We start from the raw sequence: 17,721 nt of genomic DNA on the forward strand, positions 1-17,721 counted from the left end.
AATTGCTGGGACAACTCGCCGATGGAGAGGCTGTTCCGCAGCCTGAAAACGGAATGGGTGCCAGAAACCGGTTACTCCTCGCTACTGGTCGCCAAAATGGATATTGGTCGGTACCTGATGGATTACTACAACCGCCAGCGGCCACATCGTGCCAATGGCGGCATCAGTCCACTGGCGGCGGAAGAAAAACTTAAAACCGTGTCCGGGATTAGTTGACCACTACAAAGTGCCCAGATCCTGATCAAGGAATAGTGCTCCGTAATCACCGCTGAGGGTGGAAAGACCCTGAAAGGAGCTGCCCCCAACGATCGAGTAGAGCAGCGTATCACCGTCAGCGTCGGTAGCCTCAATAGCGCCCGCCACATCCGAAAACAGGTCACTGGAGGCGGTGTCGAAAACAAGGATATCATTCGGGGGGCTGGCGTTAGGCGGCGTATCAGATCCCGAAACCAGATAGATCTGATCGGAAAACTGCAAACGCTCGACCCCAACCAGTTGGTCGGAACCTTCACCTCCTATGGCGTCGATGACGGTTACCGTATCACCGGACACCTGAATGCTGTAGCGAGACCGGGCTCCGGCATACACGGCCGTATCCGTCCCCCCACCGCCATCGATGGAGTCATCACCGCCGTTGCCGGTGAACGTATTATCGTAGCTATTGCCTATGAGCGTATCGTCGCCAGCACCGCCGATCGCATTTTCGATAACCGCGCCATAAGCGATTGCCAGATTATTGGAGCCATCATAAATATCGGTATAGCTTTCAACCTGCCCCGCCGGCAGAGGGTCAGACGGTATCGCTATTGAACTGAAGTAACCGTCTCTCAGATCAATGGTGCAAGCCAAAAGGAAGTTGGCAACGGAAATAGTATCTTCACCACCTGCATCCCAGAGTGTCTTGAAAAAGGGCCTATCGGTTTCAAATGTATAGAGGTCATCTCCGGTGCGGTAGTTCGGATTAGCACCATAGAGATACTGAAGGGCTGCTATGTCATATAACATCAGCGTTTCGGGCTGGATGTACTCGTAACTCCAGCTGTAACTGTATGGGCCGGTCTGGGTAACAGTGCGAAATAACCCGTTGGGATGCTCGGTATATGACATCGCCGTGTAGGCAAGGTTATCCAGCGAACTGCTAAGCACATAATCACCGGTGAAAGAGTGCTTAAGCCCCAAGGCATGACCCACCTCATGCACAAGCGTTCCATAGCCTGACCCGCCTGGTAAGAAGTCATCCGCCTCCCAGCTGATATTGCTGCTGAGCCAGACATCCCCCCCTAAATCGGACTGGTAGACACTGGTCACCCTACCCGAGGAATAGTAATAACCGTGGGACGGGTAATATGCGTATCCAGCGCTACCCGAGGATTGGGCATCCATCCCGAAAGAGAGCGCTCCGCCGGAAAACACTTCGGTGAAGGTCACATTGGCAACCGCCTCGATGTCGTCCAAAACATCGCGCGTCGCCTGCTCCTGCAGCGCCGTAAATGCTGAAAAACCGCTGGTGGTGTAGTAGGAAGGGACTGACGACAGAAAGCTGTAGGTGATAGCTGCAGCGTCCCCAACCCCCACTGTCGTACTCGACAGAGAGGCCACGGTTTCGCCAACAACGGCATCGAAGTTCCATCTCGCCGAATAGCTGCCGTTTCTTATCGCCAGTAACGCATCAAGTGGATCTGTCGTCTGCACACGCCGACCTCTCGTTCAAGGATTCAGCATGGCTTCGACGGAGGCCCGCCAGGTCACTTACCCTGCCAGACGAGCCCTGAAGTCACCCAAATCAACTTAACTCTTAATACGATACTCAGCCGAGCGCGCATGAGCAGTCAACCCCTCACCCCGGGCAAGAACCGAAGCCACTTTGCCCATTTCAGACGCCCCATCCTGCGAGAACATGATCAGCGATGAGCGTTTCTGGAAATCATACACTCCCAGCGGGGATGAAAAGCGCGCTGTACCGGACGTCGGAAGAACATGGTTCGGCCCGGCACAGTAATCACCCAGCGCCTCCGCCGTATAACGTCCCATGAAGATAGCACCCGCATGACGGATCCGCTTGAGCAGAGCTTCAGGATCGGCTACCGATAGCTCCAGGTGCTCTGGCGCAACGCGATTGCTGATACGCGCCGCATCATCCAGATCCTGAGCCTTGATCAGAACAGCACGGTTACGCAGGGAAACCTCGATAATCTCGGCTCGCTCCATGGTGGGCAGAAGCTTTTCGATACTTGCCTCAACCTGGTCAATAAAGTCCGAGTCGGGAGACACCAGTATTGGCTGAGCATCTTCGTCATGTTCAGCCTGAGAGAACAGGTCCATCGCGACCCAGTCCGGATCGGTCTGGCCATCGCAGATAACCAGAATCTCGGAGGGACCCGCAATCATATCAATGCCGACAGCCCCAAACACCGCGCGCTTGGCAGTAGCCACAAAAATATTGCCCGGCCCCACGATCTTATCCACGCGCGGAACTGTTTCCGTTCCATAAGCCAATGCCGCCACCGCCTGGGCACCGCCTACCGTGAACACACGACTGACACCGGCGACGGCCGCAGCAGCCAGCACCAACTCGTTCACGATCCCATCAGGGGTTGGCACCACCATGATAATCTCTTCAACGCCCGCCACGTGGGCCGGCAGCGCATTCATCAGCACCGAGGAAGGATAAGCGGCCTTACCACCCGGAACATAGAGCCCCACACGATCCATCGGAGTGACCTGCTGGCCCAGCATGGTGCCGTCATCTTCCGTATACTGCCAGGAACCGGCTAGCTGACGCTCATGGTAGGCTCGAACCCGGGCCGCAGCGGCTTCCAGTGCTTGACGCTGCTCTGCAGGCAAACCTTCAAGGGCAGCCTGCAAACGCTCCTGTCCCATTTCAAGCTCGCTCATGGAGCTCACACTCATACGATCGAAGCGATTGGTGTACTCCACCAGCGCCTTATCACCCTCAGCACGAATCCGCCCGATTATTTCGTTCACGACCTCGTTAACACCCGCGTCCGAAACGCTTTCCCAGGCAAGCAGGCTATCTAGACGCTGATCAAAATCGGACTGCTGGCTGTCGAGACGAGTTATTTCAACCTTGCTCATGACTGAGCCTCCTGATCACGCTTGGCCCGCACCGCCGCCCCGAGCTGGTCGAGAATCGGTTGAATCTGGGCATGCTTGATTTTCATCGATGGCTGACCAACAACGAAGCGGGAGCTGATATCGGCGATATGCTCCATCGGCTCCAGGCCGTTGGCGCGCAATGTGTTGCCGGTATCGACAATATCGACGATACGGTCCGCGAGCCCCATGATCGGCGCCAGCTCCATTGCTCCATACAGCTTGATGATGTCGACCTGAGCGCCCTGACGCGCAAAGAACTCTTTGGTCACATTGACGAACTTGGTCGCAACCTTCATGCGACCGGACACAGGAGCCGCATTCTTCATTCCGGCCACCATCAGCTTGCAGCGGGCGATTTCAAGATCCAGCGGCTCGTAGAGTCCAGCCCCGCCGTGCTCCATCAGCACATCCTTACCGGCAATCCCCATATCGGCACCGCCGTACTCGACGTACGTGGGTACATCGGTGGCGCGGATCACGACCAGCTTGATATGGGAATGATTGGTATCGAAGATCAGCTTACGGCTGGAAAAGATATCTTCCGCCGGTGTGATATCAGCCGCCGCCAGTAACGGCAGCGTCTCCTTCAGGATGCGCCCCTTGGAGAGGGCGATTGTCAGCTGTTCTTTCATTAGCCTCTTCGCTCAAGCTTTAATACAACTAGCCCGGCACACGACGAATACGCGCGCCCAGCAACTGCAATTTCTCTTCAATACACTCGTAGCCACGATCGATATGATAGATTCGATCGATCAGCGTCTCGCCCTCGGCAACCAGGGCTGCGATAACCAGGCTGGCCGACGCACGCAGATCAGTAGCCATCACGGGCGCTCCCTGCAGCTTATCAACACCCTCTATAATCGCCGTGTTGCCGTCGATGGTAATTTCAGCCCCCATCCGAATCATCTCCTGCATATGCATGAAACGGTTCTCAAAGATGGTTTCCTTGATGCGGCCCACACCCGTTGCCACCGTATTCAGCGCTGCGAACTGAGCCTGCATATCGGTAGGAAAGGCCGGATACGGGGCTGTTGTCAGGCTGATCGCCTGGGCACGGCGGCCTTTCATATCCAGGGTGACCCAATCTTCGCCCACCTCAATCGAAGCCCCTGCCTCCTCCAGCTTTTGCAGCACGGCATCAAAGGTATCCGGCCGGGTATTCAGACAGCGGACTCGACCACCGGTCGCAGCAGCAGCAACCAGATAGGTACCGGTTTCAATACGGTCAGCCATGACCGAATAACGGCAGCCATGGAGACGCTCGACACCGCGAACGGTAATCGTATCGGTACCGGCGCCGGAAATATCCGCACCCATGGCTTGCAGGCACTGCGCGAGATCAACCACCTCCGGCTCTCTGGCCGCATTTTCAATAATTGTCTCGCCATCGGCCAGGGTTGCTGCCATCAGGATATTCTCGGTACCGGTCACGGTGACCGTATCGAAGAACACCCGAGCGCCTTTCAAACGCCCGTCCATCCGCGCCCGGATATAGCCGTTTTCAACGCGAATATCCGCACCCATCGCCTCCAGACCACGGATATGCAGATCGACCGGACGGCTTCCGATGGCACAGCCCCCCGGAAGAGAGATATCGGCACTACCAAAATGCGCCAACATCGGACCGAGCACCAGAATCGAGGCGCGCATGGTTTTAACCAGTTCATAGGGCGCGCACAGGTCATCAACCTGACTCGGGTCGATCTGAACACTCATGTTTTCATCGAGCATCAAATCCACACCCATCCGGCGCAGCAGCTCCAGCATGGTCGTGATGTCATGCAGGTGGGGCAGGTTGCAGAGCGTGACCGGCTCATCAGCCAACAGTGTCGCAGCCAGAATCGGTAGCGCGGAGTTCTTGGCGCCTGAAATGCGGACGTCCCCACGCAGGGGGACGCCGCCTTCGATAATCAGTTTATCCATCGGGTGCTCTCGTCGTTACCGCTTACTGCTTGGCCGCCCATTGCTCGGGGGTATAAGTCTTGATCGAAACTGCATGGATTGCGCCGCTGGCGATTAGCTCGTTCAAGCACGCGTAAACGATCTGCTGCTTCTTCACCGGCGTCAAACCTGCGAACAGCTCACCGACTACGGTCACCTGGAAATCACAACCCTCCCCGGTCGTGTAGACAGTACAACCGTCGAGCTCTCGCTCGATGATCTGCTTTACCTCTTCAGCTTGCATGAAAAACTCCGAAAAACCGGGTGAATACGTTCGACTGGAATTGAGAGCCGATGATACCGAAAACCAGGCTTAAAGGCGACGCAGACGCGCCCTAAGCCTGACCTTACTCGGCAAGCTGATGTAGAACCTCGTCAAGACCCACAAGGCCGGCAATCGATGCCATGTCAGCGGGCAAGTTCTTAACACAAAGATCAAGCCCCTGACGACGCGCTGCGCGCTCACAGACCAGGTAGAGCGCCAGCGCCGAGCTATCCACTCGCCCTGTGTCCGTGAAGTCCAGCACGCAACGCGACGACTGACGCTCCAGCCAGGCCAGGATCTCTTTGCGCAGGGGTACCACCGTGCTGAACAAGAGGTCTCCTTTCAGCTTGAGCACCCCATTCTGAGCCTGTTCAACCGTCGTCACTACCACGGGCCCCATTGGTTGCATCAACCGATACCTGTGATTCCCAACTATCAATGACGCCGGTAATGCCGTTACTGCGCTGGTAAAGATCGGCAAACTGGTTCTTGAAGGTCAGGCGCAGATTAACACCGTCCACCATGACATTGACCAGTGTCCAGCGTCCGTCCTGCTTGAGCATGTAGTACACCAGGACATAGGTATTACCGTTGCCTGAACTGACATTGACCGTCACCACCTGCTTGTCCGGCTCAGGGCTATCGGCATTGGGGGGGACGATCTCATAACGCTCAAACTCGAATCCAACGACCGCCTTGGCGAACGTTTTCAGCAGTGTGGTTTTAAACACCTCGGAAAAGCGCTGCATCTCCTCGTCACTGGCGCGACGGAAGTATTTCCCCATAACCCGTTTGGCAATGTACGGGAAGTCCACCACCGGCGAGATGACACGCTCAACTTCCGTCATCATCCGATCAATATTTTCCGGCGACTTAAGCGTCTCATCTTCCACCACCGCGAGCATTTCCCGGGTCGTCTTATCCATCACGCCGCTGGCTTCCTGCCAGGCTGGCGTATTCGCCTGAGCCTGAGCTACCCACAACAGAGCGGTCACCGCAACAAAAGTTGTCGAAAACAGTTTGCGAATCATCATTCACTCACCTTGTTAAAAAGGAACTTACCGATGAGATCTTCGAGCACCAGTGCGGACTGAGTATCCCGAATGCGATCCCCCTCCCCGAGCATCTCATCCTCTGCTCCGGACGTGATACCGATATACTGCTCACCCAATAACCCGGATGTAAGTATCTGAGCCGAGCTATCCGTGCTCAGATAGTTCACCTCATCCCGTATTTTCATCTCGACCTCAGCCATCAGCATCTGAGGATCAAGACGAATCGCCGTTACCTCGCCAATCTGTACGCCGGACATGGCCACCTTGGCCCGCGGGGTTAAGCCACCGATATTTTCGAACCGGGCGTAAATCTTATACCCACTTCCCTGGTCGGCCAGGCTGAGCCCACTGATATTCAGGGCCAGCACAACCAGAGCCAGAAAACCGGCCAGCATCAGGAAGCCCACGCCGATCTCCATTGTACGCATACGCATCTCAGAGCTCTCCAAACATTAATGCGGTCAAAATAAAGTCCAGCCCCAGCACCGCCAACGATGAAAACACCACAGTGCGGGTGGTAGCCTGGCTTATACCCAGCGACGTCGGCGTGCAGTCATATCCCTCAAAAACCGCGATCCAGGTCACCACAAAGCCAAAAACGATCGATTTAATCACGCCATTCAGTACGTCATCGCGAAAATCCACCGCCTGCTGCATATTGGCCCAGAACGAACCATCGAAAATTCCGAGCCATTCCACGGCCACGATGGCACCGCCCCAGATCCCGACCACCGAAAAAATCATGGTCAAAATCGGCATGGAGATAAATCCAGCCCAAAACCGGGGCGCAATGACCCGCCGCAGAGGGTCGACTCCGATCATCTCCAAACTCGCCAACTGTTCGGTCGCCTTCATCAGGCCTATCTCCGCCGTCAACGCGGAGCCGGCACGTCCCGCAAACAACAGCGCCGTAACCACCGGTGCCAGCTCACGTACCAGACTGAGCGCCACCATCTGGCCAACCGCCTGTTCGGAACCGTAATCCACAAGAATGGTGTAGCCCTGCAGCCCCAGCACCATGCCAATAAAACCGCCCGATACGACGATAATAATCAGCGAGAGAACGCCGACGAAATAGAGCTGTTTAACCAGCAACGGAAACATCATCACCGGATCAGGGCGAGCCACAAGCGCCTGAACCAGAAGCTGCCCGGCGCGACCAAAAGCGGCCAGGCGCGCCAACCCTACACGTCCCAGTGATTGGACCCAATCAAGCATTTAGCGGATGTCCTGTAACAGTTCCTGCAGGTAGTCCGGCGCAGGATAATGGAAAGGAACCGGCCCATCGGGCAGCCCTTGCATGAACTGTCTGACCTTATCAGAATCGACGCCAGCCAGATCCTCCGGCGACCCTTGAGCGACAACCCGCCCATCCGCCACCACGTAGACATAATCGGCAATACCCAGTGTTTCCTTGATATCGTGGGAAACGATGATGCTGGTATGGCCCAGTGCCTGATTAAGACGCCGAATCAGATTCACCAGCACGCCCATCGCTATGGGATCCTGACCGGTGAACGGCTCATCATACATCACGATATCCGGGTCCAATGCGATAGCACGGGCCAAAGCGACCCGGCGCGCCATACCTCCCGACAGTTCACTGGGCATCAAATGCTGAGCGCCACGCAAACCTACGGCTTGGAGCTTCATCAACACGATATCGCGAATCATATCGGCGGGCAGATCGGTGTGGACCTGTATCGGGAAAGCCACGTTCTCGAACACACTCATATCGGTAAAGAGAGCGCCACTCTGGAACAGCATCCCCATACGCTCACGCGCGATGAACAGTTCCGTACGACTCAACGAAGGGATATTCTCCCCATCCAGCAATATCTGTCCTTTATCGGGCGGCAGCTGGCCACCGATCAATTTAAGCAGCGTCGTCTTACCGGTACCGGAAGGGCCCATGATCGCCGTAACCCGGCCCCGGGGAATCGACAGGTCGATATTGTCGAAAATAACCCGGCCCGAACGAGAAAAGGTCATCCCCTTGATATCGATAATGTTGTCAGTTTGAGACTCCATAACCTGCCTTACCGGACTGATAGATCCAGCTCCTTCTGGTCGCCGACAGAAAGTTGCCGACGGGGTGATTCAAGCGCGCCAATATAGCATTCCAACCGTTAAACGTGAACTTTTCACACCGCCTACCCGCTGCGCTGTGACCAGACCCCGCCGCTGTTGTAAACTGTGGCTTCACGTTCCGATCATCTGCCGGAAAGAACGACAATCTCATGACATCCAAAGATTTTATTCAAAGCGGCCAACGCACCATCGAACTTGAACTGGACGCCGTTAACAACCTGCTCCAGCATCTGGATGAGCGCTTCACCCGTGCCTGCGAGCTGATGCTGAACTGTCAGGGCCGGGTGATTGTTACCGGTATGGGCAAATCCGGCCACATCGGCAACAAAATAGCCGCCACACTGGCCAGCACCGGGACCCCCGCGTTTTTCGTCCACCCCGGCGAAGCCAGTCATGGTGACCTGGGCATGTTCACCGGCAACGATGTTGTATTGGCACTCTCCAATTCCGGTGAAACAGCGGAACTCGTAACGATTTTACCGCTGATCAAACGGATGAAAGCACCACTGATCAGCATAACAGCCAAACCTGAATCCACGCTGTCCCAGAGTGCCGACGTCAGCCTCCACATACCCGTTGACAGAGAAGCGTGCCCTCTGGGCCTGGCGCCAACATCGAGCACCACGGCACAACTGGTCATGGGCGACGCACTGGCAATCGCGTTGCTGGAAGCCCGCGGATTCAGTGCCGAAGACTTCGCTTTTTCCCATCCCGGCGGAGCGCTTGGACGCCGCCTTCTGCTCCTGGTCGATGACATCATGCACACCGGCGATGAAATCCCGATGGTCTCCAGAGGCACCTCAATTCGAGATGCTCTGCTGGAAGTCACTCAAAAACGCCTGGGAATGACGGCGGTCGTCGATGAGGGCGGCCATCTGTCCGGCATCTTCACCGATGGTGACCTGCGTCGAACTCTGGACCAGGAAGTGGACCTTAAAACCACGGGCATCGAGGAAGTAATGACTGCCAACTGCACCACCATCCGCTCGGGCATTCTTGCCGCTGAAGCACTGGAAGTCATGCAGAGCCGTAAAATTAATGCACTGCTGATCACCGACGCGCAAAACCGGCCGATTGGAGCACTGAACATGCATGACCTTCTAAAGGCCGGGGTAATCTGATGAAACTTGATCTGACCCCGGAACTTCAAAGCAAGCTGCAGTCGATCAGTCTGGTCGTCTTCGATGTGGACGGCATCCTTAACAGCGGCCAGTTGAACTTTCTGGCTGACGGCCGAGAGATCAAGTCGTTCAATATTCTGGATGGACTGGGAATAAAACTGCTCCAGCGCAGCGGTATCAAAACGGCCATCATTACGGGACGCCGCTCCCCTCAGGTCGAGCTTAGAGCCGAAGCACTGGGCATTCATTACCTGAGGCAGGGGCGCGAGGATAAGCGCAAAGCGCTGGAAGAGCTCTGGCAGGAAACGGGCTTTAAGTCCGACCAGACCGCCTACATCGGTGACGACCTGCCGGATCTGGCGGCCATTCGCGCAGCCGGCTTTGGAGCGACGGTCCCTAACGGGCACTGGTTCGTTCGTGAGCATGCGGATTGGTGCGCTTCCACTCCCGGCGGCAGCGGAGCGGCCAGGGAGCTGTGCGACCTCATCCTCGCGGCACAGGGCAAACTGGACACTCTGCTGGGGGAATATCTTTAAATGTTATCCCGGGGACGGCTGCGACTGGTTGTAGCACTGGCACTGATTATGCCCGTATTGCTCTATTGGGGTCTGTCGGGCAGTACGTTACCTCAACGCACTCAGCTGGTACCCAACAACCAAGAGAGTATCGATTTTTTCATGCGCGAGGCCCGCACCACATACTGGGATCAGCAAGGCCGGCTGGACTATCAGTGGCAAACTCCGGAGCTATTCCACTACCCCAAGCGCGGCATCAGCTCACTGCTGACGCCACGCGCCCTGATGCCCGGAGCCAACGGTGACCAATACAATATTCAGGCCAATCAGGGTGAAGTACGGGATGATCAGGCATTGATAGCGCTTGCAGGGGATGTCGAGGTTCACCATAATCCGCAGTCCGGGATCCCGAGCATGCTAACCACGGACGCACTGACGGTGATCCCGCCGCAAGCGCTGGCGCGTACCGATGACCTGGCCACTGTGACCCGAGGCGGGGAACAGATGGAGACGGTAGGATTGGAGGTCTACTTCGATGAGCGCCGGATTGAGATGCTTTCTAATGTTAAGGGTCGTTATGCTGCGCCTTAAATGCGTCGTTAACAGCTTGGTTTCTCTGCTTTTGCTCGCAGCAGCAACGGCCGCCCACGCATTGCCGGAGGACCGGAACCAGCCGATTCATATCAGTGCCGACAGTGCCAGCATCAACGAAAATACCGGTATCACCGTCTACAGCGGCAATGTTGAGATCAGCCAGGGCAGCATGCTTATTCGGGGCGCACGCGTGGAGTTACATCGCAATCAAAACGGTGACGTCAATCGAATTATATCCACGGGGGCTCCTGCCGAATTCCAGCAACAGCCGCGCGCTGATGACCCTGTCACCAAGGCCTTTGGCCAACGTATGGAATACCGGATCGATGCCCGGGAAGTCACCATTACCCGCGAGGCGCGTGTTGAGCAGGGCAAAGATACATTCACCGGGCAGCGCATCGTCTACAACATGGACAAGGCGGTTGTCGATGCCTATAGCAGCGAAAGCGGTGAAACCCGTGTCCAGATGATCATTCAGCCGAAGAACGGAGCGGGTGAATGACTCGCCTTGAAGCGTTGCATCTTGCAAAAAGCTATAAAGGCCGCCAGGTGGTACGCGATGTATCCCTGGAGATCGGCAGCGGCCAGGTGGTTGGCTTACTCGGGCCAAACGGCGCAGGCAAGACAACCTGCTTTTACATGATCGTCGGTCTGATAAAAGCCGATCACGGCCAGGTACGGATTGACGAGGATGACATCACACGTCTCCCCATGCATGGCCGTGCACGCCGTGGTATCGGCTACCTGCCGCAGGAAGCATCCGTATTCAGAAAGCTGAGCGTTCGCGATAACCTGCTGGCGATCCTGGAGACCCGTAAGGAGCTCGACCGGGCCCAGCGGGAACGTAAGCTTGAAGAGCTGCTTGAGGAGTTTCATATTACCCACTTGGCTGGCAACACCGGAATGTCACTGTCGGGCGGTGAGCGCCGTCGGGTGGAGATCGCCCGCGCACTGGCCACAGAACCTGCGTTCATCTTGCTGGATGAGCCCTTTGCCGGCGTCGATCCGATATCGGTGGGCGACATCAAACAAACAGTCCGCCACCTGCAGGATAAGGGGATTGGCGTATTGATCACCGATCACAACGTGCGCGAGACTCTCGATATCTGCCAACGGGCCTATATTGTAAGTGACGGCGGTATACTGGCGCAGGGGGAACCCGAGCAGATACTGGCCAATCAGCAGGTCCGTCAGGCCTATCTTGGAGAGCAGTTCCGGCTCTAGTCAGTGCCGGATGATCCGACTTTTGTAATGGCATATCGCACCTATGAAGCAATCGTTACAGCTTAAAATCGGTCAGCAGCTGACCATGACACCACAGCTACAGCAGGCTATTCGCTTGCTGCAGCTATCGACGCTCGACTTGCAACAGGAGATCCAGCAAGCACTGGAGAGCAACCCGTTGCTTGAAGTCAGCGAAGAGGATAACGATCTGCCCGGGAGCGATGACGGCAACACCGAAAATGACAACAATGAGCGCGCCGAAGCCAAGGAGAGCACCACTGACAACGAGCGCGAAGAAAACTACGAGCCGGGAGAGGAATCCTGGAATGAGGACATCCCCAACGAACTGACGACGGACAGCAGCTGGGATGATACGTTTCAGGCCAGTACCGCGCCCACGGCGCCGGCACGCGATGATGACTGGGAACCCGGCGATAACGATACACGTGATGAAACACTGCAGGACCACCTGATCTGGCAACTCAATCTGACACCCATGAGCGATGCGGATCGTTTGGTTGCCGAAGCGATCATCGACGGTATTGAGCCGGACGGCTATCTGACGTTGAGCGCCGAAGAACTGCTAGAGCAGTTCCAGCAACAGCAACCGGACAGCTTCGGCGAGTCGGAAGTGGACGAGATCGAAGCCGTGCTGCACCGTGTCCAGCAGTTCGACCCGCCGGGAGTAGCTGCCCGCGACCTGAGTGAGTGTCTGTCGATCCAGCTGCATCAGCTGGAACCGGACACGCCCTGGCGCGCAGAAGCGATACGGCTGGTGGAGGAGCATCTGCAGTTGCTGGGCAACCACGACTACAAAACGCTGCTGCGCCGGATGCGGGTGAAAGAGGAGAGCCTGCAGGAGATCATTCGCCTGATTCAAACGCTCAATCCGAAACCCGGCGCCATGATCAACCCAAGCCAGTCCGAGTATGTAATTCCGGACGTTGTGGTCACCAAGGTCAAAGGTCAGTGGATGGTCAATCTCAACCCGGAAGCGGCCCCCAAGCTGCGCATCAATACGCAGTACGCCGACCTGATCCGCCGAGCCGACAACAGCTCCGATAACAGTTTTCTGAAGAACCACCTGCAGGAAGCCCGCTGGTTCCTGAAAAGTCTTCTCAGCCGTAACGACACCCTGCTGAAAGTGGCTACCGAGATCGTAGCCCGACAGTCAGACTTTCTCGAACACGGCGAAGAAGCGATGAAACCCATGGTCCTGCATGACATCGCCGAAGCGGTAAGCATGCATGAGTCGACCATTTCGCGTGTCACCACGCAAAAGTATATGCACACCCCCCGGGGTATTTTTGAGCTGAAGTACTTTTTCTCCAGCCATGTAAGCACATCGGATGGCGGTGCAGCATCATCCACCGCGATTCGTGCGTTGATCAAAAAGTTGGTCGCCGCTGAAAATCCGGCGAAACCACTCAGCGACAACAAGATCGCCCAGCTTCTGGACGAACAGGGAATAAATGTAGCCAGACGAACAATCGCTAAATATCGTGAAGCGATGGCAATTCCACCTTCTAATGAACGCAAGCGTCTGGTTTAATTTAAATGTAGAGCACGATAATAAAAACGTGCGATGAGAGGAGAAAACGTATGCAGATCAACATTACTGGCCATCATGTCGAACTGACTGACGCGCTGAACGAGTATGTGCGCACTAAATTCGACAAACTGGAACGCCATTTTGACAACATCACCAACACGCAGGTGACACTCAGCGTTGAGAAGCAGCGTCAAAAAGCAGAAGCTGATGTACACTTGGCAGGCGGTCAGATCTTTGCCACTCACGAGCACGACGATATGTATGCTGCAATTGATGGCCTGATCGACAAGCTGGATCGCCAGATCATCAAGCACAAAGAAAAAATGAAAGCGCACAAATAAACCAACAGTGCCCGCCATACAATGAATTTGACTGAACTGCTCACCGAATCACGCACACTTTGCCACGCCGATGCGGTAAGCAAAAAACGGGCTCTGGAACTGGCCAGCGATGCCCTCGCTGGCCAGACTGGGGCGCCTTCGTCGGAACAGATTTTCAGCGGTCTACTCAACCGCGAGCGCCTCGGCAGTACCGGCGTGGGAGATGGCGTTGCCATTCCGCACTGCCGCCTCGCCGACTGCAATCAACCCATGGCTCTCTTAATGAGTCTGGCGACCCCGGTCGATTTCGACTCGATTGATAATCGCCCGGTGGATCTGCTTTGCTTCCTGCTGGTACCGGAGGATGGAGCCGAAGAACACCTGCAAACACTGGCCGGACTGGCAGAGCTACTCAGCCAGAGCAGTGTTCGTGATAGCTTGCGCAGCTGCAAGCAAAGCCCGGAACTGTTTCAGGCAGCGACCAAGCTAGCCAGCAAGCAGGTAGCCTGATGAAACTGGTCGTGATCAGCGGCCGCTCAGGCTCTGGCAAAAGCACCGCATTACAAGCACTGGAAGATGTGGGGTTTTATTGCATCGACAATCTTCCCGCTCGCCTGCTTCCCGAACTACTCGATCAGATGCTGGATGACCCGGATCATCCCGGGCTGCTGGCAGTCAGCATCGACGCACGCAACCTAATCAGCAATCTCCATGCGTTCCCGAGTATTCTGCGTGAGATCCACCAGCGCCAGGATGTGGCCTGCGAGATTCTCTACCTGGATGCCGCAGAGCCAACACTGCTCAAACGTTACAGCGCCACGCGCCGCAAACACCCGCTTTCTGACAATCAATCGGGATTGCAGGAGGCGATCAGTTACGAACGCGACCTGCTCGAAGAGATCGCCACCCTGGCTGACATCCGTGTCGATACGACCCGCCTGAGTCTGTACGAGCTCAGGGACACGATAAAACTAAGGGTCGCGCAGCGGGCTGAACAGGCCCTCTCGCTGCAGTTCGAGTCGTTCGGTTTCAAGCACGGCGTTCCCATGGACGTGGACTTTACGTTCGATGTTCGCATGCTACCGAACCCTTTCTGGGTGCCGGATCTTCGACAGTTCGATGGCCGCGATGCGGCGGTGATCGATTTCCTGGAGCAGTCCTCGGAAGTATCAGAAATGATCGCGGATATCCGTGATTTTCTGGAGCGATGGCTACCCCATTTCAAACGCAACAACCGCAGCTATGTCACGGTTGGCATTGGCTGTACCGGCGGCCAGCATCGATCCGTTTATATTGCTGAAGCCCTCACTGGTCATTTCGGTCAACTTATGGATAATGTTCACGTCCGTCACCGCGAGCTGACCTGAGCTCGTGCGAACCCCAAGGAATGCGATGATCGAGAAACAGCTGACAATCATCAATAAACTCGGTCTTCACGCCCGAGCAGCCGCTAAGCTGATCAATACGACCGGCCACTTTTCCAGCCAGATCAAAATCGATAAACAGGGGCGCGAAGTGGATGGAAAAAGCATTATGGCGGTCATGATGCTGGCCGCCTCCCAGGGGACGGAACTGACCTTTCGTATCAGTGGCGACGATGAGCAGGACGCGATGACCGCTATTGAAACGTTGATCAACAACCGGTTTGACGAGCCCGAATAAACCTCGCGCAGGCCCTTTCCAGCAACTTCGCCGCGCCCGCTCTTTCCTCACCGGGGAACATCGCCATGACCCAATCAAAGGACGCCCCCAGCCTTCTGGACCAGCTCAGTAGCGCGCTCGACAGCAGCGAGCTGCGACAGCTTAAATTTATGCTCAACAAGGGTCTACGCCCGGTTGAAGCAGCCAAACTGCTGGAAAAGACACCCCCGAAAGAGCGTCAGATACTCTGGAACCTGCTCAACAAGGAAAACGAAGGTAAGGTCCTGCAGCACCTGGGCGATGACATCCAGGCCGATATTCTGGGTCGGATGGATGCCACTGAACTGCTCGCGGTGACCGAGGGCCTGGATTCCGACGACATGGTCGATATGCTTCAACAGCTGCCCGAAAGGGTGACTCGGGAGCTGTTGCGGATCATGGACAAGCAGAACCGCAAACGGGTGGAAAAGCTGCTTTCATACCCCGAGGATACGGCGGGCGGCTTGATGAATACCGACACCGTCACCATCCGGCCCGATATCACTGTCGAGACCGTGTTGCGCTACCTGCGCCGCCACGACGAAGTTCCCCACTCCACCGATAGCCTGTTCGTGGTAAGCCGGAAGGATTCCTATATTGGCGCCCTGCCTCTGACCCGACTGCTGACCTCCGACCCGCAGGTGATGGTCCGCGAGATTATGCAGACCGAGCTGGCCGGTATTCCCGCGGACATGCCCGATGAGGAGGTAGCCCGGGTCTTCGAGGATCAGGATTTGGTGTCTGCGCCGGTGGTCGATGAGAAGGGCAAACTGCTGGGCCGAATTACCATTGACGACGTGGTGGACGTGATTCGGGAAGACGCCGACCACTCCTTGATGAGCATGGCCGGCCTGGATGAAGACGAAGACACCTTTGCACCGATCATGAAAACAACACGCCGCCGATCGGTCTGGCTCGGTATCAACCTGATAACCGCGTTTATCGCCTCCGCCGTGATCGGCCTGTTCGAGGCCACACTGGCACAGGTCGTCGCCCTGGCTGTCCTGATGCCGATTGTCGCCTCCATGGGCGGTATCGCCGGCAGCCAGACTCTCACACTGGTGATTCGCGGCCAGGCTCTGGGGCATATCGAGCGGCGCAATATCGGTTGGCTTTTTAACCGTGAAGTGATCGTGGGGATTCTGAATGGTGTACTCTGGGCACTGGTTGTCGCCGCCGTCGCCGTGATCTGGTTCGGGGATACCACGGTGGGTCTGGTGATCGCCCTGGCAATAATCATTAACCTGCTCGCGGGCGCCATGGCCGGCACCCTGCTCCCGATGCTGCTAAAAAGTGCGGGGATCGATCCTGCACTGGCGGGTAGCGTGCTACTGACTACTATTACCGACGTGGTGGGATTCTTCGCATTCCTTGGACTGGCCACGCTGTTCTACGGATAACATGATGAGTGATTTTGACAATATAGATGACAGCTACAACCCGGCGGACGATGAAGAACCCCCCAGCCGCTCGCAGATAAAACGTGATATGGAAGCCTTACAGGAACTGGGCAAACGCATCACCGAACTGCGCCCCGACCAGCAGGCTCAGGTTCCGATGGATGAGCGACTCGCCAACGCGGTGGCGGAAATGCGCCGCATCACCGCCAATGGTGCCAAGAAGCGCCACCTGCAATATATCGGCAAGCTGATGCGCACAGCCGACGCCGACGCGATTCGTGAGGCCGTGGAACGCTTCGACTCTGCCAGTGCCGCACACAATCAGCACTTTCATGAGCTGGAACAGTGGCGGGAACGCTTAATTGAGGGTGATAACGATGCCGTTGCCGCTTATATAGAAGCCTATCCTGAGGCCGATATTCAGCACCTTCGGCAATTAATTCGCAACGCCAAGAAAGAACGGGAGCAGAACAAGCCCCCCGCCACCGCGCGCAAGCTGTTCAGATACCTGCGCGAGGTCAGCGAACGGGATTACTAATTCGAAATAAAGTAAGCGAACATTACCCGGAGATATAAGCCAAATCCGGATGGCCAAAAAACGATTTCAATAGTCGTGGCAATTTTTGCAAACGTCGAAGCTGCCGGTAAACAGTGCTCCGAAGTTGTTCTTTGCTGTTAATGATCTTTTTACCGACGTGATGGTATTTGATATAGCCCCAAACAGACTCGTCAGGATTCAGCTCCGGCGAGTACGGCGGCAGGAAGAACAACCTGAGCTTGCCGTCGAGACTCTCAACATAGTCTCGAACCCGACGAGCATGATGAACCGGGTGGTTATCGAGGATC

General features: G+C 56.1%; 23 protein-coding genes and 1 pseudogene. 13 read left to right on the forward strand and 11 right to left on the reverse strand.

The window, feature by feature from the left end; translation table 11 throughout:
• The coding region (locus G403_RS0119565; protein ID WP_027855492.1) for an integrase core domain-containing protein at positions 1-216 on the forward strand (216 nt) is incomplete at its 5' end.
• Positions 217-219: 3 nt separating this feature from the next.
• Here the strand turns inward: G403_RS0119565 and G403_RS24695 are convergent.
• The 10 genes from G403_RS24695 to G403_RS0119615 form a co-directional block, all read right to left on the reverse strand.
• Positions 220-1,692, reverse strand: coding sequence for a M10 family metallopeptidase (locus G403_RS24695; RefSeq protein WP_051299307.1), 1,473 nt, complete (start codon positions 1,690-1,692; stop codon positions 220-222).
• Positions 1,693-1,788: 96 nt separating this feature from the next.
• On the reverse strand, positions 1,789-3,096 hold the full coding sequence (gene hisD / locus G403_RS0119575) for a histidinol dehydrogenase (RefSeq protein ID WP_027855493.1): 1,308 nt from the start codon (positions 3,094-3,096) through the stop codon (positions 1,789-1,791).
• Complete coding sequence (gene hisG, locus G403_RS0119580) at positions 3,093-3,749, reverse strand: ATP phosphoribosyltransferase (RefSeq protein WP_027855494.1); 657 nt, start codon at positions 3,747-3,749, stop codon at positions 3,093-3,095. The genes hisD and hisG overlap by 4 nt, the downstream gene beginning before the upstream one ends.
• 28 nt (positions 3,750-3,777) lie before the next feature.
• Complete coding sequence (gene murA, locus G403_RS0119585) at positions 3,778-5,040, reverse strand: UDP-N-acetylglucosamine 1-carboxyvinyltransferase (protein WP_027855495.1); 1,263 nt, start codon at positions 5,038-5,040, stop codon at positions 3,778-3,780.
• 22 nt (positions 5,041-5,062) lie between these two features.
• Positions 5,063-5,302: a BolA family protein gene (locus tag G403_RS0119590; protein ID WP_027855496.1), complete on the reverse strand. Its 240-nt coding sequence runs from the start codon at positions 5,300-5,302 to the stop codon at positions 5,063-5,065.
• 103 nt (positions 5,303-5,405) lie between these two features.
• Positions 5,406-5,708 (reverse strand): STAS domain-containing protein, encoded by a 303-nt coding sequence (locus tag G403_RS0119595; RefSeq protein WP_036234745.1) that lies wholly within the window; start codon positions 5,706-5,708, stop codon positions 5,406-5,408.
• Positions 5,695-6,357 (reverse strand): MlaC/ttg2D family ABC transporter substrate-binding protein, encoded by a 663-nt coding sequence (locus G403_RS0119600; protein WP_245578406.1) that lies wholly within the window; start codon positions 6,355-6,357, stop codon positions 5,695-5,697. The genes G403_RS0119595 and G403_RS0119600 overlap by 14 nt, the downstream gene beginning before the upstream one ends.
• Positions 6,354-6,812 (reverse strand): outer membrane lipid asymmetry maintenance protein MlaD, encoded by a 459-nt coding sequence (mlaD, locus tag G403_RS0119605; RefSeq protein ID WP_027855499.1) that lies wholly within the window; start codon positions 6,810-6,812, stop codon positions 6,354-6,356. Before mlaD ends, G403_RS0119600 begins: the two co-directional genes overlap by 4 nt.
• 1 nt (position 6,813) lies before the next feature.
• The gene (gene mlaE, locus G403_RS0119610) at positions 6,814-7,596 is read right to left on the reverse strand and encodes a lipid asymmetry maintenance ABC transporter permease subunit MlaE (protein WP_027855500.1); all 783 of its coding nucleotides are present in this window, start codon (positions 7,594-7,596) and stop codon (positions 6,814-6,816) included.
• On the reverse strand, positions 7,597-8,409 hold the full coding sequence (locus G403_RS0119615) for an ATP-binding cassette domain-containing protein (RefSeq protein ID WP_027855501.1): 813 nt from the start codon (positions 8,407-8,409) through the stop codon (positions 7,597-7,599).
• A gap of 209 nt (positions 8,410-8,618) precedes the next feature.
• Between G403_RS0119615 and G403_RS0119620 the strand changes: the two genes are divergently transcribed.
• The 12 genes from G403_RS0119620 (at position 8,619) to yjgA (ending at position 17,413) form a co-directional block, all read left to right on the forward strand.
• Entirely contained in the window at positions 8,619-9,590 is a 972-nt protein-coding gene (locus G403_RS0119620; RefSeq protein WP_027855502.1) for a KpsF/GutQ family sugar-phosphate isomerase, read from the forward strand.
• Positions 9,590-10,126 (forward strand): KdsC family phosphatase, encoded by a 537-nt coding sequence (locus tag G403_RS0119625; protein ID WP_027855503.1) that lies wholly within the window; start codon positions 9,590-9,592, stop codon positions 10,124-10,126. Before G403_RS0119620 ends, G403_RS0119625 begins: the two co-directional genes overlap by 1 nt.
• Complete coding sequence (gene lptC / locus G403_RS0119630; protein ID WP_027855504.1) at positions 10,127-10,696, forward strand: LPS export ABC transporter periplasmic protein LptC; 570 nt, start codon at positions 10,127-10,129, stop codon at positions 10,694-10,696. It abuts the gene before it with no gap.
• The gene (lptA, locus tag G403_RS0119635; RefSeq protein WP_051299308.1) at positions 10,683-11,201 is read left to right on the forward strand and encodes a lipopolysaccharide transport periplasmic protein LptA; all 519 of its coding nucleotides are present in this window, start codon (positions 10,683-10,685) and stop codon (positions 11,199-11,201) included. Before lptC ends, lptA begins: the two co-directional genes overlap by 14 nt.
• Entirely contained in the window at positions 11,198-11,923 is a 726-nt protein-coding gene (gene lptB / locus G403_RS0119640) for an LPS export ABC transporter ATP-binding protein (RefSeq protein WP_027855506.1), read from the forward strand. The genes lptA and lptB overlap by 4 nt, the downstream gene beginning before the upstream one ends.
• 43 nt (positions 11,924-11,966) lie before the next feature.
• Positions 11,967-13,475 carry an RNA polymerase factor sigma-54 gene (locus G403_RS0119645; protein WP_027855507.1) on the forward strand — a complete coding sequence of 503 codons (1,509 nt, stop codon included), beginning with the start codon at positions 11,967-11,969 and terminating at the stop codon, positions 13,473-13,475.
• 50 nt (positions 13,476-13,525) lie between these two features.
• Positions 13,526-13,816, forward strand: a complete 291-nt coding sequence (gene hpf, locus G403_RS0119650; protein ID WP_027855508.1) for a ribosome hibernation promoting factor — start codon at positions 13,526-13,528, stop codon at positions 13,814-13,816.
• Between the two features lie 21 nt (positions 13,817-13,837).
• Positions 13,838-14,305 carry a PTS sugar transporter subunit IIA gene (locus G403_RS0119655; RefSeq protein WP_027855509.1) on the forward strand — a complete coding sequence of 156 codons (468 nt, stop codon included), beginning with the start codon at positions 13,838-13,840 and terminating at the stop codon, positions 14,303-14,305.
• Positions 14,305-15,162: an RNase adapter RapZ gene (rapZ, locus tag G403_RS0119660; RefSeq protein WP_027855510.1), complete on the forward strand. Its 858-nt coding sequence runs from the start codon at positions 14,305-14,307 to the stop codon at positions 15,160-15,162. Before G403_RS0119655 ends, rapZ begins: the two co-directional genes overlap by 1 nt.
• A 25-nt stretch (positions 15,163-15,187) precedes the next feature.
• A complete protein-coding gene (locus G403_RS0119665; RefSeq protein WP_027855511.1) occupies positions 15,188-15,457 on the forward strand; it encodes an HPr family phosphocarrier protein in 270 nt (89 codons plus the stop codon).
• Between the two features lie 65 nt (positions 15,458-15,522).
• Positions 15,523-16,875: a magnesium transporter gene (gene mgtE, locus G403_RS0119670; RefSeq protein ID WP_027855512.1), complete on the forward strand. Its 1,353-nt coding sequence runs from the start codon at positions 15,523-15,525 to the stop codon at positions 16,873-16,875.
• 4 nt (positions 16,876-16,879) lie between these two features.
• On the forward strand, positions 16,880-17,413 hold the full coding sequence (gene yjgA / locus G403_RS0119675) for a ribosome biogenesis factor YjgA (RefSeq protein ID WP_036234747.1): 534 nt from the start codon (positions 16,880-16,882) through the stop codon (positions 17,411-17,413).
• A gap of 171 nt (positions 17,414-17,584) precedes the next feature.
• On the opposite strand, the pseudogene G403_RS25915 reads toward yjgA, so the two are convergent.
• Positions 17,585-17,721 (reverse strand): annotated as a pseudogene (locus G403_RS25915) (transposase); the annotation flags it as partial.

Origin of the sequence: Marinobacterium litorale DSM 23545 (assembly GCF_000428985.1) — a bacterium.
Taxonomy (GTDB): Bacteria; Pseudomonadota; Gammaproteobacteria; order Pseudomonadales; family Balneatricaceae; genus Marinobacterium_D; species Marinobacterium_D litorale.

What these genes read in the sequence shown, in the direction of transcription:
- G403_RS0119590 (WP_027855496.1), bottom strand. Translation starts at nt 5,302, where the DNA reads ATGCAAGCTGAAGAGGTAAAGCAGATCATCGAGCGAGAGCTCGACGGT.
- G403_RS0119600 (WP_245578406.1), bottom strand. Translation starts at nt 6,357, where the DNA reads ATGATGATTCGCAAACTGTTTTCGACAACTTTTGTTGCGGTGACCGCT.
- G403_RS0119620 (WP_027855502.1), top strand. Translation starts at nt 8,619, where the DNA reads ATGACATCCAAAGATTTTATTCAAAGCGGCCAACGCACCATCGAACTT.
- lptC (WP_027855504.1), top strand. Translation starts at nt 10,127, where the DNA reads ATGTTATCCCGGGGACGGCTGCGACTGGTTGTAGCACTGGCACTGATT.
- mgtE (WP_027855512.1), top strand. Translation starts at nt 15,523, where the DNA reads ATGACCCAATCAAAGGACGCCCCCAGCCTTCTGGACCAGCTCAGTAGC.
- lptA (WP_051299308.1), top strand. Translation starts at nt 10,683, where the DNA reads ATGCTGCGCCTTAAATGCGTCGTTAACAGCTTGGTTTCTCTGCTTTTG.
- hisD (WP_027855493.1), bottom strand. Translation starts at nt 3,096, where the DNA reads ATGAGCAAGGTTGAAATAACTCGTCTCGACAGCCAGCAGTCCGATTTT.
- yjgA (WP_036234747.1), top strand. Translation starts at nt 16,880, where the DNA reads ATGAGTGATTTTGACAATATAGATGACAGCTACAACCCGGCGGACGAT.
- G403_RS0119665 (WP_027855511.1), top strand. Translation starts at nt 15,188, where the DNA reads ATGATCGAGAAACAGCTGACAATCATCAATAAACTCGGTCTTCACGCC.
- mlaE (WP_027855500.1), bottom strand. Translation starts at nt 7,596, where the DNA reads ATGCTTGATTGGGTCCAATCACTGGGACGTGTAGGGTTGGCGCGCCTG.
- G403_RS0119645 (WP_027855507.1), top strand. Translation starts at nt 11,967, where the DNA reads ATGAAGCAATCGTTACAGCTTAAAATCGGTCAGCAGCTGACCATGACA.
- G403_RS0119655 (WP_027855509.1), top strand. Translation starts at nt 13,838, where the DNA reads ATGAATTTGACTGAACTGCTCACCGAATCACGCACACTTTGCCACGCC.
- mlaD (WP_027855499.1), bottom strand. Translation starts at nt 6,812, where the DNA reads ATGCGTATGCGTACAATGGAGATCGGCGTGGGCTTCCTGATGCTGGCC.
- G403_RS0119625 (WP_027855503.1), top strand. Translation starts at nt 9,590, where the DNA reads ATGAAACTTGATCTGACCCCGGAACTTCAAAGCAAGCTGCAGTCGATC.
- hisG (WP_027855494.1), bottom strand. Translation starts at nt 3,749, where the DNA reads ATGAAAGAACAGCTGACAATCGCCCTCTCCAAGGGGCGCATCCTGAAG.
- murA (WP_027855495.1), bottom strand. Translation starts at nt 5,040, where the DNA reads ATGGATAAACTGATTATCGAAGGCGGCGTCCCCCTGCGTGGGGACGTC.
- G403_RS0119615 (WP_027855501.1), bottom strand. Translation starts at nt 8,409, where the DNA reads ATGGAGTCTCAAACTGACAACATTATCGATATCAAGGGGATGACCTTT.
- rapZ (WP_027855510.1), top strand. Translation starts at nt 14,305, where the DNA reads ATGAAACTGGTCGTGATCAGCGGCCGCTCAGGCTCTGGCAAAAGCACC.
- hpf (WP_027855508.1), top strand. Translation starts at nt 13,526, where the DNA reads ATGCAGATCAACATTACTGGCCATCATGTCGAACTGACTGACGCGCTG.
- lptB (WP_027855506.1), top strand. Translation starts at nt 11,198, where the DNA reads ATGACTCGCCTTGAAGCGTTGCATCTTGCAAAAAGCTATAAAGGCCGC.